This is a genomic window from Hungatella sp. SB206 (genome assembly GCF_051132295.1).
GTDB lineage: Bacteria > Bacillota > Clostridia > Lachnospirales > Lachnospiraceae > Hungatella > Hungatella effluvii.
Genome location: NZ_CP096603.1, coordinates 3364364 through 3389572, shown reverse-complemented (window position 1 = coordinate 3389572; position 25209 = coordinate 3364364). Strand labels below are relative to the sequence as shown.

Here is a 25209-nt window from a genome sequence, read left to right as displayed (position 1 = left end):
ATATTACAATCTGGTATCCTAGAAGTCAAGACAAACACAAGCAGGAGGAATTCATTATGGATTGGAAAGCAAAATGGCTCAAGCCGGCCAACGATTTCGGAAACGCGGCTCCCGTATTTTCCACAGATTTTGCGTTGCCACGGACTGTAAAACAGGCCCGTCTCTTTATCACCGCGCTGGGCGTATATGAAGCTGCACTTAACGGCCGCAGGATAGGCCAGTTTGTGCTGGCTCCCGGATGGACGACCTACTACAAACGGCTTCAGTATCAGGAGTATGATGTGACGGATTTACTCAGGGCGGAGAACCGTCTGACTGTCACCGTCGGAAAGGGCTGGTATCACAGTCCCATGCCCGGATTTACCGCATCGGACTTCCAGAAGGGCCTGGCCGCCCGCCCCATGGGGCTGCTGGCACAGTTGGAAATCACCTATGAGGACGGACAGCACAGCTTCATCGTCTCAGATGAAAGCTGGTCCGTTTCCGAAAGTGCGGTCCGCTTCTCTGAGATCTATGACGGAGAGATTTACGACGCTTCCTTTATCCCTCCATGCTCCGGGACGGCCGAGACCTTTGACGGGCCATACGAAACGCTGATTGAACAGCAGGGCGAAGAAATCCGCGAGCAGGAACGGATTGCGGCGGCCCGCATCTTTACGACTCCCAAAGGCGAAGTTGTGGCAGACTTCGGGCAGGAAATCACCGGTTACGTGGAAATCAGCGTAAATGCCAAAGCCGGGGAAGAGATCCGGCTTTCCCACGCAGAGGTTCTGGATAAGGATGGCTGTTTTTATACGGAAAATTACCGCAGTGCCAGGGCGGAATACTGCTGTATATGCCGTGATGGACAACAGAGCTGCCATCCGCACCTGACCTTTTTTGGTTTTCGCTATATTCGGATCGATGCATTTCCCGGAGGTCCCGGTGCGGCGAAACCGGAAAATTTCACGGCTGTGGTCCTCCACTCCCATATGAAGCGAACGGGACGCTTGAGCTGTTCCAATCCTCTCTTAAACCGTCTCTTTGACAACATTATCTGGGGGCAGAAGGGGAATTTTGTCGATGTCCCTACCGACTGCCCGCAGAGGGATGAACGCCTCGGATGGACCGGAGACGCCCAGGTATTTGTGCGCACCGCATGCCTGAACTATGATAGTGAAAAATTCTTCACGAAATGGCTGGCTGATCTGGCTGCCGACCAGGGGGATGACGGCTATGTAGGCCACGTAATTCCGGATCTGCTAAAGAAACAGCCTGCCAGCGCCGCCTGGGGCGACGCAGCCGCGATCTGCCCCTGGGCAGTTTATCAGGCATATGGAAACACAGAGATTCTCTCCCGCCAGTTTGAGTCTATGAGAAAATGGGTCGATTATATCACGGCGCATACCACGACGGAATATCTGTGGACCGGAGGCGCCCATTACGGGGACTGGCTGGGTCTCGATGCCCCCTCCGGCAGCTATAAGGGTTCCTCCAGAGAAGACTTCATTGCCTCCGCATTTTACGCGCATTCGGCTGCCCTGGTGATTAAGACCGGACTCGTTCTGGGAAAAGATATGGCAGCGTATGAAGCGCTCCTTCAAAACATTGTTTCCGCTTTCCGCAGGGCCTATCCGACTTACACGACACAGACAGAATGTGTTCTTGCCGCCCATTTTCATCTGGCCGAAGACTGCCAGGCCGCGGCGGATCAGCTTGCGCTGATGATAAGAGAATGCGGAACAAAGCTCCAGACAGGCTTCGTCGGAACGCCCTACCTGCTGCACGTGTTAAGCGATTACGGCCATACGGATCTGGCTTACTCCCTGCTGCTGCGAGAACAGTATCCGTCCTGGTTGTATCCGGTAACAAAGGGGGCCACCACCGTCTGGGAACACTGGGATGGAATTATGGAAAACGGGGATTTATGGAGCAGGAACATGAATTCCTTCAATCACTATGCCTACGGGGCTGTGGCAGACTGGGTATACTGCTGCGCGGCGGGAATTACCCCGGCAGAGGAATATCCGGGATACAGTAAAGTCCGGATCGCCCCCGCCCCCGATGCACGTCTCGACTGGCTTGAGGCCTCCCTCGACACGAGGCATGGCCGGATTATCTCCCGGTGGAAGAAGCAGGATTCACTCTGGCGCTATGAGATCACAACACCGGTGGACGCCGAAGTTGTGATAGATAGGAAAACCTTCCTCGTGGGAGCCGGGAGTTATATTTATCACAGTGAGAAACAGTAATCCCGGTCGATAATTCTGATATATGGTCTGCTTGCGGACAGTGATAAAATATTACAACAAAAAAGACGCACTGTGTATTGTATGGTACCCCCTGGCTGGCAAACAGCAATGGCTCCGCTGTACACAGCGCGTTTTGTAAGATGTTTTGTTTATTGATTTATTTGTCTGTTTATATACTATTCTTTATAAAGTTAGTAACTAAATTTTCTCGTATGCAACCAGCGTATCCAACGGAATCCGTGTCTTCCCATGTCTGTCCGGATCTGCCGGTTCTTCATCAGCATATCCAATCACAAGGATATTGACCGGTTCCAGGTTCTCAGGAAGGTTGAATTCCTGTGAAAGAATATCCGGCTTAAAATAGCATACCCAGACAGTTCCCAGTCCTAATTCTGAAGCCTGCAGCATCATGTGATCGGTGAGAATAGAGGCATCGATATCTCCAGTCTGCTTCTTATCAAACGGACGGGTCCACGCTGTACTGTGGTCGGCGCACACGATAACAGCCAAAGGTGCATTGTATATGTTGGCAGCCTTTTCGATTTTCGCCAGGCCCTCCTTTTCCTGTACGACAAGCAGCCGCACAGGCTGCAGGTTCGCCGCTGTCGGTGCAACGTGAGCCGCCTCCAGAATCAAATCCAGTTTTTCCTGTTCCACCTTCTGAGATTTATAACTCCGTACCGAATACCGTTTCTTCGCGTTGTCTAAAAAATTCATATGTAAAACGCTCCTTTCCTTTCATCTTCTAAATGACCTATTTGATATAGCTGCATGCAGTGGGTTGATGTTTCCATCAACTTCAGCTATAATTATAACACTGATTTTCCTTTAAACAAGTATGCACTTTTAGGATATGTAGTATCTAAAAAGATACTGTCTATCCGTATAAAAGGAATCGATAGAAAGGAGCTTTCTTATGAGATGTCCCAGCACTTACCATTGTCCAGTTGAGGCCACGCTTGAGTTGATCGGAGGAAAATATAAGGCCCTGATACTCTTTCATCTGGTGGAAGGCGCCCTCCGATTCAGCGAGCTTCACCGCCTGATTCCACAGGCGACACCGAAAATGCTGACCCAGCAGCTGCGCGAGCTGGAAACGGACGGTTTGTTAAGCCGCACCGTCTATCCTGTTATTCCTCCAAAGGTGGAGTATCGGCTCACTCCTTTTGGGAAAACGATTTTACCGGTTCTGGAGGCTATGTGCAGCTGGGGATCCGATTATTTGAACAAATCCGGCAGCAAGGCCCCCTTTTCCGCGGCTGTCAATACAGAAATGCAGACTGAATGAAGCTTTCCCCCAATTCTGTCAGCTTATACTCCACTTTTAGAGGCACCTCTTTATAGATTACAAAGCCCTTGATTTTATGAACAAAGGGTATAAAGCCGAGGATGTTATAAAGCAGACCCACCGTTTAGATAAAACAAAGCTTGGATATAACTTTTTCTATCTCACTGGCATCTCCGGAGCCGGACATGCCGTGGAGGGCGCAGTTGAAAGTGCAAACATAAGGCGAAGGGCGAGCTGGAAAAGCTGCAGGAACTCAAACCCCTGAAAATCACATATTTTTTACTGTAATCTTAAAATCACAGCAGGTCCCTCCCGCCTGAAAGCCTGCCTTCGGACCGAAATTCGAACGGGTGATGGATTTGAAAAACTTTGGAACGAGCCTGCAGCATCCGGGTATCTTCATCAGCCTATGAAGCATATCCGCCATGCGCCGGCTTCTCCATGCATAATAATCCTCGATGAAATCCGCAGCCTGCTCTCTCGATTCTCCGTTGACAGTCAGTGCATCAAAGGCCGCTATCCCCGGATAAATACGTTCTCTCGTATGCATATACATGGCCTTTGGCTCCTGTGCGTTTTCTTCGCAGATCTCCCGGTAGAGGAGGAGCTTGAGAAATTCGAGCTTCTGGAAGAATACACTTGGCGCAGATCGATGACAGCTGCCCGGGACTTCAGGAACTCATGACTGAAAGTGATGTAAATGAGATCAGGGGAATTAAAAAGACGGTGAACCGGAAATTGCTGAAAAGCATTTTGATTTCTTTTCTGGCAGCGGCTGTCCTGATTCTGCTCTCTGGTCCCATATGCAGCTGTATTTTCTATAATCCTAACCGCGGTTATCAGGAAACGTATGGCGGAGACGGTCAGTTTTTTATTGATGCGGCGGTATTTACCGAGCTGCACTCTCCTGGCTATACGACGAATTGGGCCAAGGCGGTCCCCGGCTTTCCGGGCAGCTATCATGTGGAGATACGCCAGAGCAATCTCTTCCACGGTCGCGAAGAAACATTTTCCGGCAGAATCGTACGGGGGAAAATGGCGGGCAGCGAATCTTCCCTGACCGGTTACTATTCCAATATTTTAAACCGGACAGGATCTGTACTGGAGACGTACTGGCATTTTCCTCCTATGAATGCATTTGGCCGCAAATTAGAAACCTTCTGCACTACGGATGAGGATGGAAACGATGTGTATCTGCAGCCGCAGGAGGAAATCGACAGCCAGCTAGAGCAGCTGGAAGAGCTTCCTTCCTACTCCTGGGCCGCCGCCTATATCACATTTGACGCCCCCATGTCCCTGGAGGCCTTCAGCAGTCTGTACCGTCAGTGGGTGGCCGATCAGCGCAATCTGGATATCACCTATGCAGCCGTAACGTGCAGCGAACCAGGGTATAACATGAACGTCGCCGGATTTGATCCCGCTGGAACAGGTGTATTCTCAGAAGCAGGCGTCTATCCGGAAGAAACGTATCCATATCTGAGGCCAACGACGGCCAGAGAACTGAACGGCGGAGAAGCACTGGAAGAAATCTGGGAACAGCATTTCACTTCCATGCTGCAGTATATGTCTGACAGGCCGCAGTTTTTAACAGCCATGGCCGATGTAAACGGGATCAGCCAGGAATATTACGAAGAACTGGCTTCCTATGTGAAGGATCATGGCATTCAGATTTTCGGCGTTATGATTCAGGGAAATGTAAGTCAGGTGATCTCCTTTGCAGAGCAGGAAAAGGTGGATGGTGTGTATGTGGAAGACGCGAAATTGTCCGCGCTTTCACGGTAACATATCACAATCAATTTCTAAGTAATAATTGTCAGAGTAATAATAAAATGCAGGCGTAAGATTAAGAGGACAGGCTTGTCCGATCTTACGTCTGCATCTATTTTCTTTCATGAATGTAACATTTACCTTCCCTGGTTCCAGCACCTGCACTGTTCAATCCGCCTGCCGCCGTCTCCCTGCGCTTCATCATATGCAAACTGCTTCAGCAGCTCACAGGGAAAATCCCCGCACTGGCCGCAATGCTCATGCTCCCGGGTCTCGCAGCAGGTTTTGACCGGACATCCCTCACCCCAAAATGGCTTATCAATATGTACACAGCCTTTACACCCCATTTCCTCCTTATAACCGCACGAACTGCACAGGATACCGCATCTGGATTCAATCATCATAAAAACTCCTTTTTGATTTCCATTATAGCAGAGGGAACATGACAGCTATGGGTCATGTCTCCTGATATCTCTGCAAAATATTTTCAGACTGCCGTCGGATATCCGCCCTCAGTTCTTCCGGTTCCAACACGTGCACCTGATCGCCAAAACTGAGAATCCACTGCCGCATGTTCTGATAGCCCGCAAAATCCCATTCAAACAGCAGTCCCCCGCTCTCACAAGGCACGTAGCTGTCCCTGCCGTATTCGTCAATCAGGCGGTGTCTTTCCGTTTCTGTAAATATCGCCTTCAAGCGAATCGTATGAGAGGAAAAGTAAGCATCAAAATCCAGCCGTTTCTCCGGAATCTCGCGCGGAACAAAGTGTTCCTCCAGGACGGACAAGTCCCATAGGCGGTTCAGCTTAAAGAGACGGTAATCGTTTCTGCTGTAACAGAATCCAAAAACGTACCACGATGACCACTTGAAAATCAGCCGGTATGCCTCAATTCTGCGCTGGCTTTCCCCATTTTCACTGTAGTACTGGAAAGAGATCATACGCCTGCACCGGACTGCTTTTTTAATCAGGCCGATTTTGTGTGTCAAAGCGTCGTGGTAATGGGACGCAAGGTCAATCACCATGGTATCGTCAACGACAATCTGCCGTTCCCTGCTCGACAGCTTTTCCATAATTCCACTCAGGTATGCGCCTGGGGATACGCTGTCAATTCCTTTTAAACCGGTTAAAATGGTCTGCAGTTCTTCCTGCGTAAAGAGCGTCTTGTCTATCTTATAGCCGTCTGAGATGGAGATGCCTCCGTCGAATCCCTGAATCGTGATCAGGGGAATCCCGGCTTTACAGATCGCTTCAATATCCCTGTTGATGGTTCTTCTCGAAACCTCAAAACGCGCCGCCAGCTCCGGAGCGGTCACTTTGTCCTGCTGCAGCAGGATTGTAATAATTCCAATTAAGCGTTCGATCTTCATATTTTATCACCCAGTGACATTGTATCACGGGAAACATGACATTACATAGTCATGTTTTTTATTTATTCCATTTATTTTTCCAGCCACACTACGTTCCAGCTATGTCTGCCCAACACCGAAGTAAATATACCATTTTCCACTCTGGAAGCAGCCGAATGCACCGGTTTTACTGTATCAGGCGCAAGTTCCGTGTTCTCCGCCTTCAGATCATCATGTGTCAGCACGAGATGTTCTTTTACCTGGTATCCCTCAAACTGGCGCAAATCGCACTCAATTTCTGCATCCTCCTCTAACTCTTTATTCACTGCAAAAAGTCAGAACACCTCAAAGCAGTCAAAATAAGCGGAACCGCCGGTTACCTTCGTCGCATAGCTAAACAGCGCAAATCGATACCCCACAAAATGGGTCAGCCGGTAGGACATCTTTAACTGGCTGCCAATCCGGTTCCAGTTGCTGCAGTCCAGGCTGTAATAAAACTCTGCGGTATCCGCCATATCCCAAAAATCAAAGTCAACACGGAGATATATTTTGCTCTGCTGCAGCGCTGTGCTTTCCACAATCACCTCCGGCTTTCCGGTCTCATAGTGCATCCTGGAAGGTTCAAACGGTTCCGGCTCCGCCATCGCCATGATCACCTTAGCCGAAGCCTCCGTCTTCATGACGCCTACGTATCCATACTGATCCTGGAAAGCGCCAAGGCCAGCGAAATCTCCCGCCTTCATCTCCGATGTATCAAGCACCACACGGCCGGAACAGACAGGCCCAAAGGTCCTCTGTGTCAATGTGTTGTGCGCATTGGACAGGTTATCGCAAATCGTACCGTTTATTAATTTAAGCCATCCCGGCCTTTCACTCAGCGACCAGAAGCGGTCATCACAATTATGATTCCACTGCCACCACAGCCCCAGCGCTGTCTGATCATCAAAACCATCCGACTGCACAACATCAATCCTGCAAAAATCCCTAGAATTTACTGTGTTTATATCAGGCAGCCGTCCATAGTCTCCAAACACCGGCCAGCCGTCCTCCCAGGATACCGGAACAAGCACCGGTATCCTGCCTGCCGAACCGTGATCCTGAAACAGCAGTGCATACCATTTACCATCTCCCGTTTCAAAGATTCCGCCCTGTGCAACTCCTCTGTTATGAAATCCCATATCGCTGTCCAGAACCACTCTTCCCTCATACACGCCGTCAATTCTGTCTGAGCGGTAGCACAGCTCCATCCTCCTTCCGGAAGACCGGTCCGCAGGAGGCCACACAATCAGAAAAATATAATACATGCCATTCCGTTTATAAATATGCGCTCCTTCGGCAGGAAGGCCGCCTGTTCCTCCCACATCGGCACTCGGAATAATCACCTGATTCATGCCATCTGCTTTAACCCCCTTCGCATCAGAGGTTAATTCCATCACACGGATAGTCCCGCTGCCGTATACCATATAGACTCTGCCATCATCATCAAACAGCAGGGACATATCGTGGTAAATGCCGGGAAGCGTGTATCTCTCCCATGGCCCGTCTTCGATGCTCCGGGTCTGAAAAATATACGTTTTATCGGAATTATATGCCGTAAACACAACATACCAGGTATGGCCGTCATGTCTGATACAGCTTGCCCAGGACCCTCTCCCATAGTCGTGTTTTCCATTCCTTAAAGACATCTCATCGCTGTTTTCCAAAACATCATACACGTAATTAACAATTTCCCAATGAATCAGGTCCCGCGATCTCATAACAGGACAGCCCGGCGTAAAATGCATCGTCGTGCTCGTCATGTAATACGCATCACAAGCCCGGACCACATCAGGATCGGGTATATCCGTCCACCACAGGCGCATTTCTCTGGTCTCTTTCATCGGCTGCCCCCTGTTACTCTAAAGAGAAGGAAGCCACACTGATCCCGCCTTCGCCTTTGAATTCAAAATACAGCGCATGGACACCATCCGGAATCGTAATCTCAGCAGAATTTTCCACCCATACGTTGGAATAGCCTGCCGGAATCGTACCCAGGCACTCCCCATCCCATCTGGTTTTCACTTCAAAATAACCGCTGCCATAGCCTCTTGTTTTCAGCGAAATCCTCGTAATACCGCTGCAGTCAAAATACTTGAATCCTGCGATTGTGGAATCCTGCATATTGGCGATGTATCCAGTCTCTTCATCGCCATCCCGTCCATCCTGTGTGATTCTGGCATATTTTCCGTCGATCCAGCCTGCATGGTGGAGCAAGTGGTCGTTATCCATTGTTTTAGAAAATAGATTACAGGCAATATACGCCGGATACTCTCCCTTCCCGGCCAGTGGGCCTCCATTTAAACCGCATGAGGTCATCTCGACCTGCTCTATGGAACCATCTTCCCCGATCTGAATCGGCTCAGCGCAGCCCTGTCTGCTGAAATTAGTTCCGTTTGTATGCCTGTGGTAAAAGATATACCACTGATCCTTTATTTCTGCCAGCCCGCCGTGATTGTTGCCCGGTACATACGTACGAAGGCCGGCCGGTTTCTGGTGCGTGATGTTACCATCGCAATTGCTGACAATCACTCCGCCATACACATATTCTTTCGTTGGATACCGGCTGACCGCATAACACAATTCATGCATTTTACTCGAAGAATAGACAAAATAATACGTATCTCCACTCTTTCTGATCGAAGGCCCCTCAAAGAACTCGTGTCCCTCAAAATCAGTTCCGGCACTGTAACAGTTTCCGGGAACTATGATGACCGGTTCCTCCGTTATGGTCACCATATCCGGTCCAAGCACGGTCGCCATGGCGCCTTTCCGTGATTGATCGCCGGGGCCGCAAAATCCCGTATAGAGACAGACGCTGCCGTCCTCCATCATGACTGCCGGATCAAATTGAGGCTGATCGCTGTCCCGTTCCCCCAGACGTCTCCCGTCTGAATCGTGTACATATCCATAGAAACGGTATTTTCCAGCGGGTGTCTCACTGACAGCCACCGATACAACCGGAACTTTATCGAGTACATAATATAGATAGTATCTGCCATCTGCTCCTTTAACAACGTCCGGCGCATAGAGACACATATGGCCGTCTGCGTTTAGCGGATCAGCCGTCTTTTCATAGATAACGCCCTCATACTTCCAATCGCTTAAATCATCCACCGGCGCGGAATAACACACATAATCATTCAAACAATACGCAAAGCCGTTGAAACGGTCATGGGATCCGTACACATAAACGCGGTTATCAAATACATGGGGCTCGCCGTCGGGAATATATTCCCATGACGGCAGATAGGGGTTAAACGCCTGTTTTTTCATTTTGGTAATTACCCTCCCTTTCCGGGCATACTCAGCCCTTTACGCCTCCCAGCACGATGCCTTTTACAAAATATTTCTGCAGGAAAGGATATACCGCAACAATCGGCAGGGAGCCTAAAAATATCTGTGCAGAACGCAGCGTGCGGTCCGAAATCGTCGCCATCTGCTGTATCTCTTCTCTCGTCATCATGCTGAAAGAACGCTGAACCGCAATCGTCTGTATGTATGTCTGCAGCGGATAGTTATCCGGATTGTTCATCAGAATCAGGCCATCAAACCAGCTGTTCCAGTTTGCCACCAGGGAAAACAGTAAGAGCGTGGCCAGCGCCGGTTTTGACAGAGGCACATAGATGGTCCACAGAGTCCGCCAATGGCCTGCTCCGTCGATAAAGGCGGCCTCTGCAAGCTCTCTGGGAACCTCACGGAAGAAATTAAGCAGAAGAATCACACTGAATACAGGTACGGCGCTGGGAAGAATCAGGGCCCAGATGCTGTCCAAAAGACCGAATTGCCTGATTACCATATACCACGGAATTAAGCCGGCATTAAAAATCATTGTGACAAAGAAGAACCATGCATAAACAGTCCTGAACCGGAAGCTTCCTTTCGGCTGAGACAGCGGATAAGCCGCCGTAATCGTGAGTAATATGCTAAGGCCCCCACCCATGATAATTCGTATAACCGAAACCTTCATGGAGCGCCAAAAAGCAGGACGCTTTGCCACAAAGGAGTAGGAGTTCAGGGTAAATTCCTTTGGCCACAGTGAGACACTTCCCGCTGAAGCGGCTGCGCTGGAACTAAAGGATACGGCTGCAACATGAATCAGCGGAATCACACAGATCAGCGCTAGTAAGAGCAGAAAGGCTGTATTCAATACAGGAAACCATTTAAATTTTTTTCGAGTTTTCATATTCCGCTCCCTCCTTAAAATAACTGATAGTCTGCAAACTTATAGGCAAACCAGTAAGAAACTGAAATGAGCGTCAGTGAAATGACCGATTTAAACAGGCCCACTGCCGTAGCCACTCCAAACTGTGCCTCCAGCATACCGATACGGTACACAAACGTATCTATAATATCTCCGCTTGCATACACAGGCGGGCTATACATGTTAAATACCTGGTCAAATCCGGCATTCAACACATTTCCAAGGCTTAATACCATCAGCAGGACAATCACCATACGCATACCGGGGAGGGTAATATGCCATATCTGCTGCCAGCGGTTTGCACCGTCCACCTGAGCCGCCTCATATAAGCTTAAATCAATGCCGGTAATAGCCGCCAGGTACACGATCGTCCCATACCCGAATGATTTCCAGGTCTCCGTTACAATCAATGTAAACGGAAACCATTTGTTATCTCCCAGAAAGAAGACCGGCTGCCCTCCGAAGGCTTTGATCACCTGGTTGACCAGGCCGTCTCCCGGAGCGAGTATGTCGATAAAAATACCGCCAAGCACCACCCAGGACAGGAAATGAGGCAGGTAAATGGCCGTCTGAATGCCTTTTTTTAATGTGTTGTGTTTTACTTCATTGATCAGTATGGCAACTATGATCGGAATCACCAGTCCGAAAATAATCTTCATAACAGCGATAGACAGCGTATTCCATAGTACGCTGGTAAAATTCGGCAGCTTAAACAAATAACTGAAATTTTCAAATCCAATCCATTTTTGATCGCCAAACAGGCCTTTGGCCGGAATAAACTTCTGGAAGGCGATAACAATTCCTGCCATCGGCAAATAGCTGAAACAGATCAGCATAATTACACTGGGGAGTATCATCAGGTGTAATGGCAGTTCCCGCATTTTTCTGCGCTTCATAAATGCTCCTCTCTTTCCTTTTAAAAAATGAGAGGAAAGGTTTTTATGAAACCCTTCCTCTCGCAACCTCATTCCTGATTTTTAACGGACTGATACCATTCGTTAACCTCTTCTGTCATCTCAGCTCCTCCAAGAGCGTTCCAGTTTTCAACGAACTTATCAAACTCATCAATTGGAGCGTCGCCCATGATGATCCTGACAAACATTTCCAGTTCCATTGTTTTTAAAGATGCCTGTTTTTCTACCATTGTCGGTGTAGGCGCGCCAACAAATTCTTCTCTCATTACCTGGCCGTTCTCGATATAACTGTTCAGCGCGTGGAAGACTCCGTTTTCTCCATATATCTTATCCCAGCCCCACTGAGTCGTATCTCCAGCCTTCCATGCCTCCAAATTACTCTGAATTACGGCAGGTTCGCCCACTAAAATACTCATATCACCAAGCTTTCGTGCTTTTTCAATTTCATTAAATGCCTCAAGATTCTTATTCGTCGGAGCCGGCGCAACCGGTGAGAACTTCCATACGCCAACCGCCCCATTTTCTACCGGCATATAATAATGATTAAAATCATTATCCTCGCCCCAGTTTTTTTCAAGGTGCATATTTACTAATTTGACAACAGCTTCCGGATTCGGATAGTCTTTGCGTACCGCATAGTACCACTGGGTACGGAATTTCTGCGGAACCTTCGGCAATGTGTCATCCGCGGATACGATCGGATAACCAACCCAATCCGCTTCCGGATCATTCTGATAGTTGCTGATCAGCGGATACATCGGATTCCACTGCTCTCCAAAATCAATACCAAGCTTTCCGGCCGCGATCATCTCTGCCACCTTTGCGCCATCCTTAATTCCGAATTCCGGATCTATCTGCCCGGCCGCATACATATCGGCCAGCGCCTTTAAGGCATCCTTTGTTTCCGGCAGCACGCTGCCCCAGGCCAGCTTTCCGTCATCCGTCTTCACCCACATGTTAGGATACGAATGGTATCCTGCGAAAAACCCTTCTACGCCCATGGCGCCGCTGTACAGAGTTTTCGTAATTGCCAGTGAATACGTGTCATCTACGCCATTTCCATCGGGGTCCTGTTTAGCAAAGGCTTCTGAAATACTGAGTAAATCCTGCATAGTCTTTGGCGGTTCCAGATTCAGCTTATCCAGCCAGTCCTGCCGAAGCCATAGATAATGGGTACTCTCTACCGATGCATCAGCGTAAGGCACAGCCATTAATCGGCCGTCGAAGGTTGCCGACTGAAGGATTCCCGGTCCTTCCGAATCATAAACCTCCCTCGTTAAATCGCTGGCATATTTATCGTAATACTCCGTCATATCTGCAATCATGTCTGACTCTGCCAGCTGCTTCAATTGCGTACGGTTTACAATCAGAACGTCCGGCAGATCGCCGGAGGCTATCGTAACATTTAACTTCTGTGTATAGGCATCATCGTTAAGACCGCCTCTTACCGTCCAGGCGTAACTGATATCAATGCCCAATTCCTCTGAATACAAATCCAGCCACCGGTTCTTGTCAATGGTCTCCCCCGGAGTTTTTGGCAGGATGTTGTCGTTCAGATCATTATCTACCGTACGTGCAAATGTCATTTTCACAGGCGGATCATATTTTCCAAATGGATCTCCGTCCTCAGCGGCAGCATTCGCTTCCACGGCAGAAGTACTGTTTTCACCTGTTGCATCTGCAGAAGATGACGAACCGCCTGTATTATTACCCCCGCAGGCAGTCAGCAGCATACTGCCGATCAATATAGCAGATATGCCGGTACTAAAAATACGTTTCCTCATATAGCCCTCCTTGTTTTATGATTTATCACCAATTTGTATTTTTATTATACCTGTATTTTTAGTCATATTCTACAATCAACTTTTGATTTTCTTAACATATCTTTACTATATTTTTTCCACGTCTTTACATATCTTTGCATATTTTTACATCTGCTTTTTACTTTCATGTCTCTTGGCAGAATGAAACGTATCCCGGTATTCCTGGGGCGACATACCTTCCGCTTTTTTAAACAGGCGTGTAAAGGAGGCGGCGGTATCATAGCCAACCTTTCTTGCAATTTCGTAAATCTTTTCATACGGATTTTCAAGTAATTCCTTCGCCCTTTTTATCCGCGCATTCTCTATAAAGCTGGAAAGCTTATGGCCGGTCGTCTGATGATAGAGCCGAGAAAGATAGGAGGAATTTAAATATGTTTTTTCAGACAGGCTCGTCAGGGATAAATCTTCCGACAAATGGCCTTCAATATACTGCTGCACAAATGCTATGATCTCATGTGTACGCTTGCACTGCTCTTCTTTCTGTAAATCAAAAAGCTTATGAAATAATTCCAGAAGATGATCGGCCGCCTCCTTCCAGGTGCCATAGCTTTCGCTGTCCTGCAGTTTATTTATATTGTAAAATTCGGAAAACTGAGATGCAAGCTGGGAACGGTTCATACAGGAAAGAAAGAAGGTGATAATCGTCTGGTATGCCTCCAATGCAATACCATCATTTTTATCCTGTATTTCGCCGAGGGGCACCAGCCATTTTTTTAAGGACTCAAAATAGTCCTGCTCTTCCCCGGTTTCAATGGAGTGATATAAATCGCTTAAGTCTTTGCGGAATAATAACCCCTGCAGCTCAGCCGCCGCATGGTCAGCTTTTGCATCCTGAACCGGAACGAAGTTCTGCCTCTGCTTCCGAAAATCCCTTTCGTCGAGAATGGTTTCCACATCATGACTGATATGGTGGCTAAGTAAGTCCATCAGAGAAACATACTTTTCTGCAATCTCCTTCCACCCGCATGGCCTTTCTGCCAACGCAAAATTCACTGGGGCATCCAGCTTCTCCCGACAGGCCGACTGAACGATCTCAAGCGTTCCCTTCAGGAAAACGCTCATACTGCCGTCATCACGATCCGAAAATGGCTGTGTCTTTCGCGGCTGGACAAAAACAGCAATCCTATCATCTTTCAGCGGGACAGCAAGACTGTCAACGTGCATGGAAAAATATCTGACAAGCAGTTGTTTGATCGAATACATGATCTGATTTTTTTCCCAGAAATCAATCGACTTGGGCAGCGTCAGTATTTCTCCCAAAACCAGCATCACCGGTTCGTCTGCTTTCAAATGGATAAAGAGCCGTTCGAATTCTTCCGTATTGATTTTTAAAGAATGGTCACTGTTAAGCAATGCATAAAAATACTTCTGGCAAAACAAATCCTGAGCAAGATTAATCTGATCTTTGGCGTTTTGAATCATCTCATTCGTTTGATTCTCATCTTTCAGCTCCTGAACAACGCTTTCCACGGTCTTTATAATCTTGTCATATCCCTCCGTCTTTAATAAGTATCTCACATTACTGTATTGAATCGCCTTATACGCATAGTTAAATTCACTGTGTCCCGTCAGGAAAATCACGCGGCACCAGGACCAGCGTTTCTTGATCTCATCCAGAAGCTGCAGGCCATCGACCTCCGGCATATTGATGTCGGTCAGAGCAATATCAATCCTGGTCCGCCCCAGCCACTGGATTGCCTCCTCACCCGAATACGCTTTATACACATCCAGTTCTAAATTCTCCAGATTGGAGAAAATGTCATATAGCCCATTTACAATAATTTCCTCATCATCTGCAATTAGCAGCCGGTACATACTCCCCCCTCCTTACTCCCAATACAAGCTCTGCCCGCAGTCCTCCCAATGAGCTGCGTTTAAGCAGCACGCCGCTGGCTTCATCGTACTGTAACTGTAAACGTCTGTTAATATTCAGCAATGCAGTCACTTCCGCATCATCCGATTGGACTGCCAATCGGTTTTGCAGTTCTGCCAGTGTTTCATCCATCAGGCTTTTGCCGTTGTCTTCGACAATAATATGCAGCCTGTCCTGACATATCTCAAAGGATATGGAGATGATCCGGTCCTTCATTCTCTTATCGACCGCATGTTCAAAGGCATTTTCGATCAGCGGCTGTATGATAAGCCTCGGGACCGGATATTGTTCGAATTCTTCCGGACATGGACTGAAATCCACTTCGAGATTCTTTGAAAAACGCATGGTTTGAATGCTGGTATAAGTGCGCGCATGCTCCACCTCCTCGCAAAGAGGAATAATGTCCGTGGAATTTCTGGTAAGATAGCGGTAATACTCCCCCAGATGATTTGTGAACTCTACCAGATTTTCATCCCCCATTTGTGCCATTGTATTGATGATAAAGAAACTGTTATACAGAAAATGAGGTTTGATCTGCGCCTGAAGCTGCTTCAGTTCTGCGCGCTGTGTCAGAATTTTCTGCTTATATGCCTGATCGATCAGCATATTTAAGCTCTCAACCATTTTATTGAATCTGGTGTATAAATAAGCAAATTCCGTGGATCTGACGTCCTCCGGATTCAGACTGATCTGCAGATTCCCCTTTTCCACCTGGCGAAAGACTGCTACCAGGTTTTTGATCGGTTTATTGATGAAACGATGCATAAACAGCGTGAAAACAATGATTACCGATATCGAGGCAAGGATAAATATCCATATCCATCTGGTAAAATTCTGCATTGGCGTGAACACCAGATTCTCCGGCAGATATCGCAGCAGCAGCAGGCTTAAATAGTCCGACCTCGCATACACCGAGTAGTAACGGTAATCGTCAATTTTACCCAGATTGGTACCGCTTTTACCGGATATAGCAAAATCGCTCAATATATCGTGGGGCTGCAGGGATCTTCCAGTGCTTGCCATGGCAATCTCATTCGAATTCGTCAGATCAATTAAAAATGATCCGCTGTCCGGATAGATATTAAACTGCTTTAAATCCTCTTTAAATACATCCGGTTTCAGTTTCACTTCTATCACATAGTTACTGTTCTGGCCCGAATTGTCCAAAGGATAGGCCGTCGTAAGATATAATCCGTCCTCATACCGGATAATCTGTGCTCCCTTAAGTCCGGCCGCGGCCTTGATCCGTTCATAAACCTTCGGGTCTGTTTCATCCACGCCCCGGTCTGACGATACGGTCTTATCAATGGAAAAGATGTGTGCACTGACATTTTCCACATAGCTGCTGCTGTACACAATCGTCATAAGACGCGCCTGAAGCTGCCTCATATTGCTGACAATATCGTACGGACTCATAATGCTGTACTGAACTGCAAGGCGGTTAAGATGCTCGTCGTTGAGGCACGTATACTGCAGTATCTTGAGCCGTTCGATTTCATCCTCAAGCTGGTTTAAATAGAATTCTATTTGGGCCGTTGATGACTTTGACAATTCTTCCCGCACGGTATTGGCCCCCCAGTTGCGGATATAGATGCCCAGAATAAAAATAGGCGCCAGAACGATTAAAAAGAGCGTGATTATTTTCTTAAACAGGCTGATATTGAATCTGCGAACGAATGACAGCATACTTCCCCCTCCAAAATATGACGTGTTGCATAATACACTGTATGACATGTTACGCTGTATCAATGGTTATGCAGTGATATACTGAATTTATCATATCAGGTCTGATTGTTTTTAACAATCCTATATTTAACGGCTTATTTGGCGGCGAATGCTTAAGATTGCTGCACTGGCATTTACCCACCCTCCAAACAGGATTGAAAATTATCAATGGTCAACGCTGCACTGCTTTAAAAACGGGGAACATTTTTACCATGTGTTCTTTCGAAGCTCCTGGCTGTGCAGAGAATACGGTCATCTGTATCAGACTCCGATCATTATGCCCATGGCCGAGGCCAAGGCGATATACTCCAGCGGCACGGAAGACAACTATCCGGCGATTTCGTCCATTTTCAGGAAAATAAACTGCCCGAACTGCGGAAAACCGCTGCAAAACCATCTTCTTGATCTTCATCAATTATTTTAAGAGCATAATAAAAATACCCTAATCGCAGGATTCAGAAGAAAGTCTGTATCATACGATTAGGGTACCAATTACTTTTAGTTCTGCCTGCTGCTTTTATTCATGCGGCATACGCTCATCAATATCCGTTATTTTTCCAATAATGGAATCTATGGCGCTGCTCTTATACAGATTCTGATACTGCACCAGACACCAGAAGTATTCTTCGGTATCCGGGCGCATCACGCGCACTCGGATTTCACCGTATTCCCCGCCAGTCTGACCGCTCAGTACACGCTGAACCTCCTCCTGATCTCCCGCGTAAATAAACGCCCGGTCCAGCCCATTCAGAAAATGGTTCTGTGTCAGCTCCCGGATCTTTAAAAGCTTCGATGCATTGGAGGTGAATCGGATGGTATCGTGCCTGCAGTCATAGTCAAACAGTACCGTATCTGAAAAGTGTTCCAGCAGAAGATAGCGCTGCTGTTCTAAGGAAATCCTGCTCTGAACTCTCACCCAGAAAAGAATCATTGCCGCCGAAACCAGGGCAACCGCCGCAATCAGCCCGGCGATACTCCACATCATATTGTTTACAATGTAGCGCAAATGCATGGTTGCAGCATCGGCCTTCAAACAGACGACCAGATGCCAGTCGTTATATCTCAGCCCGGTCATGGATAAGTAATACGGACTCCCGTCAAATCTGCCTGCCCGGACGCTTCTTGCCTGAGAATCCCCTGCGTCATAGGCGTCATGAAGCTCTTCTATCACCTCTTTTTTTACTCCATAGATATCTAAAAGTTCCAGGAGGCTTTCACCAACGCCTCTTCCATTCGGTTCCCGGATCGGAAGAATCCTGCTGTCCCCGTCAGTAAGAAATACATTGCATATCTCTCCCAGCCCCGGGTCAAACAGCTCTGTAGATATCAGAGCTTCTGCGTTGATAATCCCCTGCACAGTGCCAATGAACACCCCCTCCTTCATCACAGGAACTCCGACTCCGACGCAGTAGATGTCTCCCAGCCGCTCAGAATAAATGATATCCGTCACCACTGTCTCGCCCAGTTTCAGGCGTTCTAAAATCTCGCTGTCCTCCGGCCTTGCCTCCCCGCTCGTAATCAGCTCCTGATACATCCCGCAAGTATAATAGGTATACTGAATCTTCGGACTCACCTTATTCAGCTCACTCAAAAATGTATTGATAAATCCCGGCTCGTCATTTTCCAAAATCAACACGGCTAATGACTGCAGTGTATTCACAACACCATCGATTTCCGTCAGGGTATTTTCGCGCTGTCCCGCAGTGTAAGCATTCAGCGTTTCGATTATCAAGCTGGTAAATTCCTTCTGCGTCCGGTTTCGGTTCACGTTCATCACACCGGTGATGCAGACTCCCAGGAAAAGCGCACAGCAAAGAATGACGATAACATAACTTTTAATCTTACTCTGCGCCCCGCCTTCGTCAGCCGCCTCCTTCGTCTGTTCGGACTGGTGTTCTGACTTATCGGAGCTCAGCAGCGCGGGAAGCGGATATTTTCCGCCCTGGCGTTCACAGACCTGGCACAGTTCCTCCGGCGGCAGCGGTTTTGAGAAGTAGAATCCCTGCACGACGGTACAGCCCAGCCGGAGCAGATAGAGACACTGTTCCTCCGTTTCCGCTCCCTCACACAGCACCTGGACATGGAGACGGTGGGCGATGTTGATAATATTGGGAACGAGCGCCTGATTGCGTTTCTTCAACAGTTCATCATCGGACAAAAACTTGCGGTCTAGCTTCAGGCAGTCGAAGTTCAGTTCCTGCCATACATTAATTCCTGCGTATCCGGAACCGAAATCATCGATGGAGACGTGATGGCCGTAAGCCCTCAGCTGATCGATCAGATGCTTGGCTCCGGCGAATTCCTCCAGCAGAATGGTCTCCGTCAGTTCAAATTCCAGAAGCTCAGGCGGAATCCCATATTCGGCTGCAATCTGGTGGAACACATCTGCCGATTCGGGATTTCGTATATGGAGACGCGACAAATTAACTGAAATACAAACAACCGACAATCCCCGGTTCATCCGGTCTTTCAGGAACTCACAGACCTGTCGGCAGATGATCTGATCCAACTCAATCACAGATCCCTTCGCTTCCATCAGATCCATAAATTTATCGGGCGGAATTACAGTTCCGTCATCACCGATACGCCTTGCCAGCGCCTCCGCCCCTATGATCATCCCATTCGTCAGATCCACCTTCGGCTGCAAATAGAAACAGAACCGGTTTTCATGGAGCGCATTGTAGATTTCCAGTTCATTTTCATGCACGGCTGTAATCTGATCCTTCATGTAATGATCGTAAACCACGGTTTTGAAGGAATACTGATTTTTTGATATTTTGCGCGCCAGATTTGCATTGTCGATGGCCTGTGCAATATTATCATGCTCAATGAGGCAGAGGCCGCAGGCCGCTTTTAATCGGCATGCAGGATATCTCGACTGCAGATCCGTGAGGAATTCCTGCAGTTCTCTGTCCAATCCGCTGATTCTTTCGCCGATATTCTGTCCATTTTTCAGGATATAGAGTCCTACAAAAAAATCGGCAAACAAGCGGCGGCACAACAGAATATTGGGCCGGCTGTCCAGGAAATGATTCATTTCCTGCAGAAGGGAATCCCCGATTTCATTTCCGTAAATGTAATTAACCAGATGAAAATCCGTGATGTCGGTATAAAGTATATAAAACTGTCCGTCTGCCGTTCTCTCTTGTATTACACGCTCCGATTCTTCTATAAAATAGTCATTCTGCTTCATATTCCGTCTTTCCTTTTTCAGTTGGATGACAGCGTGTATCTTATAATGCAAATTATATTTACCAATCACATCGGATAATGAAAGAAAAATCATTTTCCTGGCAGAAAAAGAGATTAAAAAAACAGACCTGATGACCAGATCTGCAAAACGTCTTATGTAATACAGTAATCTTACCATTGCAATTCGTATAATTTGCATTATAAGAACTGATAAAATCTTCCATATATTACCATAATTGTACTATATCTTCTGACTTATTACAAGACGCCTTCTATAAGACTTTTCGTAACCCGATATGCAAGTTACAGTTCACTCCCCACCAGTGGCACCGCAGTCCGGTTCGGCCGGGCAGGCTTCCTCAGCCTTTCCTGTGACTTTGCAGGGTATTAGAAGTTCTTAACGCGCAAAATTTTTCGTTCAGGTAAAATTCCCACTTGTCTGAGCGCAGCGAGTTTGGGAATTTCACCTGGTTTTTAGAAAAATTCTGCACGTTTAGAACTTCTTATGCCCGAAACCGGAACTGGAAAGGCTGAGGAAGCCTGCCCGGCCGAACCGGACTGCGGTGCCACTGGTGGGGAGTGAACTGTAACATATGCAAAAGTAAATTATAACTCCTTTTTTGAGGGATTGTAATTTTTAAGTACGGTATATTCTGGCGTTCTCATGCTTAGACACAGACATACTCTGCGTATATGAACAGATGCATGCCCTGCTGGCAAAAAGTATATATCATCAACCTCCGAAATAATGGTGTTTTCCGAACCGCCAACACCTCTCTACAAGTACTCCTCCGTCAAAAGCCCGGCGATAACGGAATTGCCTGCTGCAATATCGCTTACCATATCATTGCCCGCCTGGGCCCCGTTAAAAGATAAAACACTTCCGCCGGCTTCCCGCACCAGAAGCATCCCTGCTGCAACGTCCCATATTTTTAAGTTTCGTTCAAAATAACCGTCTAATCGTCCGCACGCAACATACGCAAGGTCCATGGCCGCGGATCCGCTTCTTCGGATATCCTGACAATCCATAAACAGGCGCTTGAATATATCAAAGTTCTTATCCGCGGTCTTTTTGTAATACGGGGAAGTCCCTATGGCGATCAGACTATCCTCCATACGCGCCGCACGGCTTACCGCTGTACTCTTTCCATTGAGCCGGCAGCCCCGGCCCTTCTGTGCCATAAACAGCTCCTCACTGTATGGATTGTATACAAAGCCAAGCACTACCTCACTGCGCTCCATCAGTGCCAGTGAAATGCAGCTGGCATGGCAGTCATGAATCAAATTGGTGGTTCCATCCACAGGATCGAGGATCCACACAAGGCTGGATTTGTCTATCTCCTGATTCGTCTTTTCCTCACTCAAAAATTGAACCTGGGGATAATCCGCTTCCAAACGCCTGCGTATAAACTGCTGCACCCTGTAATCTACCTCGGTTACGTAATCCGCCTCTCCTTTTATCTTCACACAGCCAGCGGCTTCCCTATCCTGAAACAGTTCCCCCGCCTGCCGAAGAAGTGCTTCCAGTTCCTCAATATTAACTTTTGCCAGTTCCATCCGTTATACACCTTTCCTGATTATATGCTGCATACAGCCTTCCATCCCGCATTACCCGAAATACTGCTGCTGTGTGCGGTTCTATTTTATCCGCAAATGGGGCCACCGTCGGACAATCGCTGTAATAAACCGATATGCCGGATTTGTAAAGCTGCTCTAAAACTGACGGAGCCGCACTCTCATAGCGCCTGTCACTGGAAGCGCAGATCACGGCGTACTGGGGCGATACCGCCTGCAGTATTTCCGGAGTCAGGCTATTGGCCTGACCATGATGCCCCACCTTAAATACGTCTGCCTTTATATCCCCCCAGCAAGCTTCGTAGTCAGATGCCTCCGCATCGCCAGCCAGCAAAAATGTTTTTTCGCCGCAGGCAATATGCAGAATCATACTGGAGCTGTTCATGCATCTGTCAAGAGCCGGCAGCAGATCCCGTCTTCCTTCCTGGTACAGGGCTTTTAGCTGTGCCGTCTGCCTGTCAAGAGCCTGTTCTGCCGGCCCGAGAATATGAATCTGGATTCCCTTTGCCGGGAACATGGTGCTGCTGTCCGGATAACCTGGTTTCGCCTGAATAACACGGCCTCCCTGCGCTTCCACATAACGGCATAAAGCGGCGCAGCCGTTCAGAGCAGCAATTAGCTTACGGCCGGATTCCTCTCCAGTCCCGTCATTGAGAAGCTTCATGATTTCTGATAACTCAACGGGAAAAGGCTGCCACAGAAATTCAGGACACCATTTTAAAGCAATCGGAAGCAGACCGCATGTATGGTCTTCATGAATATGCGTACATACCATTATGTCGATATGCTTAATGCCTCTTTTCTCCATATAATCGACTGCTCTTAACCTGCCTGTAGACTGATCCGCATACTCTGCCTGCTCTCCGCTTCCACCGTCAATGACCATTACAAACATGCCGTCGCGGCGCTCCGGATCCGGCGCTTCAATCAGAATTGCATCCCCATTTCCCACATTCATAAAAGTGACTTGCGCTGTCCATTCTTCCATTTTATTTCATCGCCTTTTTCATATAAATACTGCTCATAATCAACACAAATACGGTCATAACTATGGCACAGGCACTGGCTAAACCGAATTTCAGGCTTTTTATACCGTATGTATACATGAACTGTGTAATAGTAGTGGTCGTGTTAGCCGGGCCTCCGCCCGTCAGAATATTTACCTTTTCAAACAGCCGGAACGTATCAATCGTACGAAGCATGGCACACAGCGCAATCCCACCGCCAATATTGGGAAGCATAATATGGCGAAAACGCTGCAATGCTCCCGCTCCATCGATACTGGCCGCCTGATACTGGCTTTCCGGCACGCCCTGTAAATGGGCATAGATCAGCAGAAAGGCAAATGGAACATTCTGCCAGACATCAATCACCAACAGCGTACCAAAAGCAGTCTTTCCATCATAAAACCAGTTATATACCGGGAGTCCAAGTGCGGTAAATACATCGGTTATAATTCCATAATTCGGCGACAGCATCATACGCCAGATCAGCGCGACGGTGACGGCCGGAAGCAGGTAGGGAAGCAGAAGAAGGGTTCTGACCACCTTCTGACCCCGCTTTAGACTTTTGACAAAGAGAGCCGTCAGAAGTCCCAGCATCACCTCCAATACCACCGCAATCACTGTAAATTTCACCGTATTTGACACTGCCTGCCGGAAATACATATTCTGAAACAGTGCGGTATAATTGGCAAAGCCGGAAAACGGGTGCGTCCCCTTTAAATAGTTATAATCTGTAAAGCTGTAATATATTGTAAATAGTACCGGATATACCGTCATAACCAGCAGGAAAACAATCGTTGGCGCCGTCATCTGACTGACGAAGATTCCCTTTTCCCTCTTTCCAAATTCCCGTCTGACCATCTATGTATTACCATGCCTTTCCATAATTCTAATTTTGTACGGTTTACTGCATTAACAGTTCCAGCTGTGCCTGTGCATCCGCCAGCCCCTGTTCCGTCGTCTTGACGCCTGCCATAATACTTCCCATTTCAGCGCCCAGAATGTTCGTAAATTCTGTCCACTCAGCGATGGCCGGGCGATAGACTCCACTCTCCAGCGCTTTGCATACGGTTTCCAGGTGTGGGTATTCATTCAGTATCTCTTCATTGGTGAGGCAGCTGTATCTGCATGGTACCCCTCCGTTTGCAATACTCTCCAGCTGTACCTGAGGATCCATGATGTACTGAAGCAGTTCATATGCAAGATCCGGGTGGGGGCTGTTTGCCGGAATACCGATTGTCCATGTGCCATACTCCGAGGTATTGTATACCTGGCCGTCCTTCGCTGCCTTTGCAGGACTGACCATGTAATTGGCCGCACTGTCCGCGCTTGGCACATACCAGCCAGGCCAGCCGATCGCAAGTGCTGCGGAGCCATTATCTACGGCTGCTGTCACATCATCCTTGGACATTGCAGCGCCGGTTTTAATCAGTTCTGTATAGTAATTCACAGCTTCTGCAAATTCTGCTGTATTTACCGATGGCTTATTATTATCATCGACTACCCAGCCGCCGTATGCCAGCAGGATCGGCAGAAAATCAGATACAATATTATCTCCGGTATCTCCTCTGTAGGCAAAACCGTTAATGCCGGATTCCTTCGACGCTTTCGCTACAGCAAGCATGTCCTCTAAAGTAGTGATTTCCTCCGGCTTGTAGCCTGCCGCCTCCACATTTGCCTTATTGTAAAGCAGAACCGTCACATTGCCAAAATACGGCGCCAGGTAGATATCATCTCCTACCATACAGATTCTGGTAGTGTTGGGAATAATATCATCATCAAACTGGTATCCCATCTCTGATAAATTAGCCAGTACATTGTTTTCCGTAAATTCTGCCATCCAGCTTCCATCTACCATACATAAATCGTAAGTTCCCGTTTCATTGACCGCATCCAGTGCGATTCCCGTATGTAAGTCGTCAAATGACATTTCCAGGACCTCAATCTTACAGTTATGATCCGCCTCGAAATCCGGGAGCGCCTTTTTCATGACCTCTGCATAGGAACCGCCTCTTAATATAAGTGTCATCTCTGCTGTTTCTCCCGGAGCCACCTCCTGCGCCTGGCTGTTCTCAGTCTGCATGGCGCTGTTCGTCTTTGTCTCCGTGCTGCTGTCTGCTGACTGCACAGTCTCCCGGGCGCTGCTTCCACACGCGGTCAGCGAGGCCGTCATCGCGAGGCCCGCAGCCAGCAATTTCAAATTTTTCATTTTCATCTTTTTCATATCCAT

Annotated in this window: 21 protein-coding genes; 4 read left to right on the top strand and 17 right to left on the bottom strand. The window is 47.8% G+C overall.

Annotation, left to right across the window (positions count from 1 at the left end; all coding sequences use genetic code 11):
* Positions 1-56 precede the first annotated feature (56 nt).
* Positions 57-2231: a family 78 glycoside hydrolase catalytic domain gene (locus M1L66_RS14835; protein ID WP_434693775.1), complete on the top strand. Its 2175-nt coding sequence runs from the start codon at positions 57-59 to the stop codon at positions 2229-2231.
* A gap of 198 nt (positions 2232-2429) precedes the next feature.
* Here M1L66_RS14835 and M1L66_RS14830 read toward each other — a convergent pair whose 3' ends face one another.
* Positions 2430-2948 (bottom strand): nitroreductase family protein, encoded by a 519-nt coding sequence (locus M1L66_RS14830; RefSeq protein WP_434693773.1) that lies wholly within the window; start codon positions 2946-2948, stop codon positions 2430-2432.
* 199 nt (positions 2949-3147) lie between these two features.
* On the opposite strand from M1L66_RS14830, the gene M1L66_RS14825 reads away from it, so the two are divergent.
* Positions 3148-3519 (top strand): winged helix-turn-helix transcriptional regulator, encoded by a 372-nt coding sequence (locus tag M1L66_RS14825; protein WP_434693770.1) that lies wholly within the window; start codon positions 3148-3150, stop codon positions 3517-3519.
* A 268-nt stretch (positions 3520-3787) separates the two neighbouring features.
* Here M1L66_RS14825 and M1L66_RS14820 read toward each other — a convergent pair whose 3' ends face one another.
* The gene (locus tag M1L66_RS14820) at positions 3788-4075 is read right to left on the bottom strand and encodes a hypothetical protein (protein WP_434693768.1); all 288 of its coding nucleotides are present in this window, start codon (positions 4073-4075) and stop codon (positions 3788-3790) included.
* An 83-nt stretch (positions 4076-4158) separates the two neighbouring features.
* On the opposite strand from M1L66_RS14820, the gene M1L66_RS14815 reads away from it, so the two are divergent.
* The gene (locus M1L66_RS14815) at positions 4159-5301 is read left to right on the top strand and encodes an anti sigma factor C-terminal domain-containing protein (protein ID WP_434693765.1); all 1143 of its coding nucleotides are present in this window, start codon (positions 4159-4161) and stop codon (positions 5299-5301) included.
* A 122-nt stretch (positions 5302-5423) separates the two neighbouring features.
* Here the strand turns inward: M1L66_RS14815 and M1L66_RS14810 are convergent, their stop codons facing one another.
* From M1L66_RS14810 to M1L66_RS14765, 10 genes are all read right to left on the bottom strand, one after another.
* A complete protein-coding gene (locus tag M1L66_RS14810; protein ID WP_187021346.1) occupies positions 5424-5687 on the bottom strand; it encodes a DUF3795 domain-containing protein in 264 nt (87 codons plus the stop codon).
* 55 nt (positions 5688-5742) lie between these two features.
* A complete protein-coding gene (locus tag M1L66_RS14805) occupies positions 5743-6654 on the bottom strand; it encodes a helix-turn-helix transcriptional regulator (protein ID WP_187020659.1) in 912 nt (303 codons plus the stop codon).
* A 71-nt stretch (positions 6655-6725) separates the two neighbouring features.
* On the bottom strand, positions 6726-6959 hold the full coding sequence (locus M1L66_RS14800) for an alpha-L-arabinofuranosidase C-terminal domain-containing protein (RefSeq protein WP_434693762.1): 234 nt from the start codon (positions 6957-6959) through the stop codon (positions 6726-6728).
* Positions 6960-6968: 9 nt separating this feature from the next.
* Positions 6969-8513 carry a glycoside hydrolase family 43 protein gene (locus M1L66_RS14795; RefSeq protein WP_434693759.1) on the bottom strand — a complete coding sequence of 515 codons (1545 nt, stop codon included), beginning with the start codon at positions 8511-8513 and terminating at the stop codon, positions 6969-6971.
* A gap of 13 nt (positions 8514-8526) precedes the next feature.
* Entirely contained in the window at positions 8527-9945 is a 1419-nt protein-coding gene (locus M1L66_RS14790; protein WP_434693756.1) for a family 43 glycosylhydrolase, read from the bottom strand.
* A gap of 31 nt (positions 9946-9976) precedes the next feature.
* Positions 9977-10855, bottom strand: a complete 879-nt coding sequence (locus M1L66_RS14785) for a carbohydrate ABC transporter permease (protein WP_187020664.1) — start codon at positions 10853-10855, stop codon at positions 9977-9979.
* A gap of 14 nt (positions 10856-10869) precedes the next feature.
* Positions 10870-11769, bottom strand: coding sequence for an ABC transporter permease (locus tag M1L66_RS14780; protein WP_187020665.1), 900 nt, complete (start codon positions 11767-11769; stop codon positions 10870-10872).
* A gap of 68 nt (positions 11770-11837) precedes the next feature.
* The gene (locus M1L66_RS14775) at positions 11838-13571 is read right to left on the bottom strand and encodes an extracellular solute-binding protein (protein WP_187020667.1); all 1734 of its coding nucleotides are present in this window, start codon (positions 13569-13571) and stop codon (positions 11838-11840) included.
* Between the two features lie 144 nt (positions 13572-13715).
* Positions 13716-15425: a response regulator gene (locus M1L66_RS14770; RefSeq protein WP_434693752.1), complete on the bottom strand. Its 1710-nt coding sequence runs from the start codon at positions 15423-15425 to the stop codon at positions 13716-13718.
* Positions 15400-17169, bottom strand: coding sequence for a sensor histidine kinase (locus M1L66_RS14765; protein ID WP_434693750.1), 1770 nt, complete (start codon positions 17167-17169; stop codon positions 15400-15402). Before M1L66_RS14765 ends, M1L66_RS14770 begins: the two co-directional genes overlap by 26 nt.
* Before the next feature lie 148 nt (positions 17170-17317).
* On the opposite strand from M1L66_RS14765, the gene M1L66_RS14760 reads away from it, so the two are divergent.
* A complete protein-coding gene (locus tag M1L66_RS14760) occupies positions 17318-17632 on the top strand; it encodes a hypothetical protein (RefSeq protein WP_434693748.1) in 315 nt (104 codons plus the stop codon).
* A 93-nt stretch (positions 17633-17725) separates the two neighbouring features.
* Here M1L66_RS14760 and M1L66_RS14755 read toward each other — a convergent pair whose 3' ends face one another.
* From M1L66_RS14755 to M1L66_RS14735, 5 genes are all read right to left on the bottom strand, one after another.
* On the bottom strand, positions 17726-20401 hold the full coding sequence (locus tag M1L66_RS14755; protein WP_187020674.1) for an EAL domain-containing protein: 2676 nt from the start codon (positions 20399-20401) through the stop codon (positions 17726-17728).
* A 776-nt stretch (positions 20402-21177) separates the two neighbouring features.
* Complete coding sequence (locus M1L66_RS14750; RefSeq protein WP_434693745.1) at positions 21178-21957, bottom strand: inositol monophosphatase family protein; 780 nt, start codon at positions 21955-21957, stop codon at positions 21178-21180.
* Positions 21938-22963, bottom strand: a complete 1026-nt coding sequence (locus tag M1L66_RS14745; RefSeq protein ID WP_434693742.1) for a ComEC/Rec2 family competence protein — start codon at positions 22961-22963, stop codon at positions 21938-21940. The genes M1L66_RS14750 and M1L66_RS14745 overlap by 20 nt, the downstream gene beginning before the upstream one ends.
* 1 nt (position 22964) lies before the next feature.
* Positions 22965-23840 carry a carbohydrate ABC transporter permease gene (locus M1L66_RS14740; RefSeq protein ID WP_434693739.1) on the bottom strand — a complete coding sequence of 292 codons (876 nt, stop codon included), beginning with the start codon at positions 23838-23840 and terminating at the stop codon, positions 22965-22967.
* A 43-nt stretch (positions 23841-23883) separates the two neighbouring features.
* Complete coding sequence (locus tag M1L66_RS14735) at positions 23884-25203, bottom strand: extracellular solute-binding protein (RefSeq protein WP_434693737.1); 1320 nt, start codon at positions 25201-25203, stop codon at positions 23884-23886.
* Between the last annotated feature and the right edge of the window lie 6 nt (positions 25204-25209).

Excerpts from the sequence above, each read along its gene's own strand:
- M1L66_RS14760 (WP_434693748.1), top strand. The coding sequence starts at position 17,318 with ATGCTTAAGATTGCTGCACTGGCATTTACCCACCCTCCAAACAGGATT.
- M1L66_RS14735 (WP_434693737.1), bottom strand. The coding sequence starts at position 25,203 with ATGAAAAAGATGAAAATGAAAAATTTGAAATTGCTGGCTGCGGGCCTC.
- M1L66_RS14820 (WP_434693768.1), bottom strand. The coding sequence starts at position 4,075 with ATGTATATGCATACGAGAGAACGTATTTATCCGGGGATAGCGGCCTTT.
- M1L66_RS14755 (WP_187020674.1), bottom strand. The coding sequence starts at position 20,401 with ATGAAGCAGAATGACTATTTTATAGAAGAATCGGAGCGTGTAATACAA.
- M1L66_RS14830 (WP_434693773.1), bottom strand. The coding sequence starts at position 2,948 with ATGAATTTTTTAGACAACGCGAAGAAACGGTATTCGGTACGGAGTTAT.
- M1L66_RS14825 (WP_434693770.1), top strand. The coding sequence starts at position 3,148 with ATGAGATGTCCCAGCACTTACCATTGTCCAGTTGAGGCCACGCTTGAG.
- M1L66_RS14785 (WP_187020664.1), bottom strand. The coding sequence starts at position 10,855 with ATGAAAACTCGAAAAAAATTTAAATGGTTTCCTGTATTGAATACAGCC.
- M1L66_RS14805 (WP_187020659.1), bottom strand. The coding sequence starts at position 6,654 with ATGAAGATCGAACGCTTAATTGGAATTATTACAATCCTGCTGCAGCAG.
- M1L66_RS14790 (WP_434693756.1), bottom strand. The coding sequence starts at position 9,945 with ATGAAAAAACAGGCGTTTAACCCCTATCTGCCGTCATGGGAATATATT.
- M1L66_RS14810 (WP_187021346.1), bottom strand. The coding sequence starts at position 5,687 with ATGATTGAATCCAGATGCGGTATCCTGTGCAGTTCGTGCGGTTATAAG.
- M1L66_RS14780 (WP_187020665.1), bottom strand. The coding sequence starts at position 11,769 with ATGAAGCGCAGAAAAATGCGGGAACTGCCATTACACCTGATGATACTC.
- M1L66_RS14770 (WP_434693752.1), bottom strand. The coding sequence starts at position 15,425 with ATGTACCGGCTGCTAATTGCAGATGATGAGGAAATTATTGTAAATGGG.
- M1L66_RS14745 (WP_434693742.1), bottom strand. The coding sequence starts at position 22,963 with ATGGAAGAATGGACAGCGCAAGTCACTTTTATGAATGTGGGAAATGGG.
- M1L66_RS14765 (WP_434693750.1), bottom strand. The coding sequence starts at position 17,169 with ATGCTGTCATTCGTTCGCAGATTCAATATCAGCCTGTTTAAGAAAATA.
- M1L66_RS14795 (WP_434693759.1), bottom strand. The coding sequence starts at position 8,513 with ATGAAAGAGACCAGAGAAATGCGCCTGTGGTGGACGGATATACCCGAT.
- M1L66_RS14775 (WP_187020667.1), bottom strand. The coding sequence starts at position 13,571 with ATGAGGAAACGTATTTTTAGTACCGGCATATCTGCTATATTGATCGGC.
- M1L66_RS14740 (WP_434693739.1), bottom strand. The coding sequence starts at position 23,840 with ATGGTCAGACGGGAATTTGGAAAGAGGGAAAAGGGAATCTTCGTCAGT.
- M1L66_RS14835 (WP_434693775.1), top strand. The coding sequence starts at position 57 with ATGGATTGGAAAGCAAAATGGCTCAAGCCGGCCAACGATTTCGGAAAC.
- M1L66_RS14750 (WP_434693745.1), bottom strand. The coding sequence starts at position 21,957 with ATGGAACTGGCAAAAGTTAATATTGAGGAACTGGAAGCACTTCTTCGG.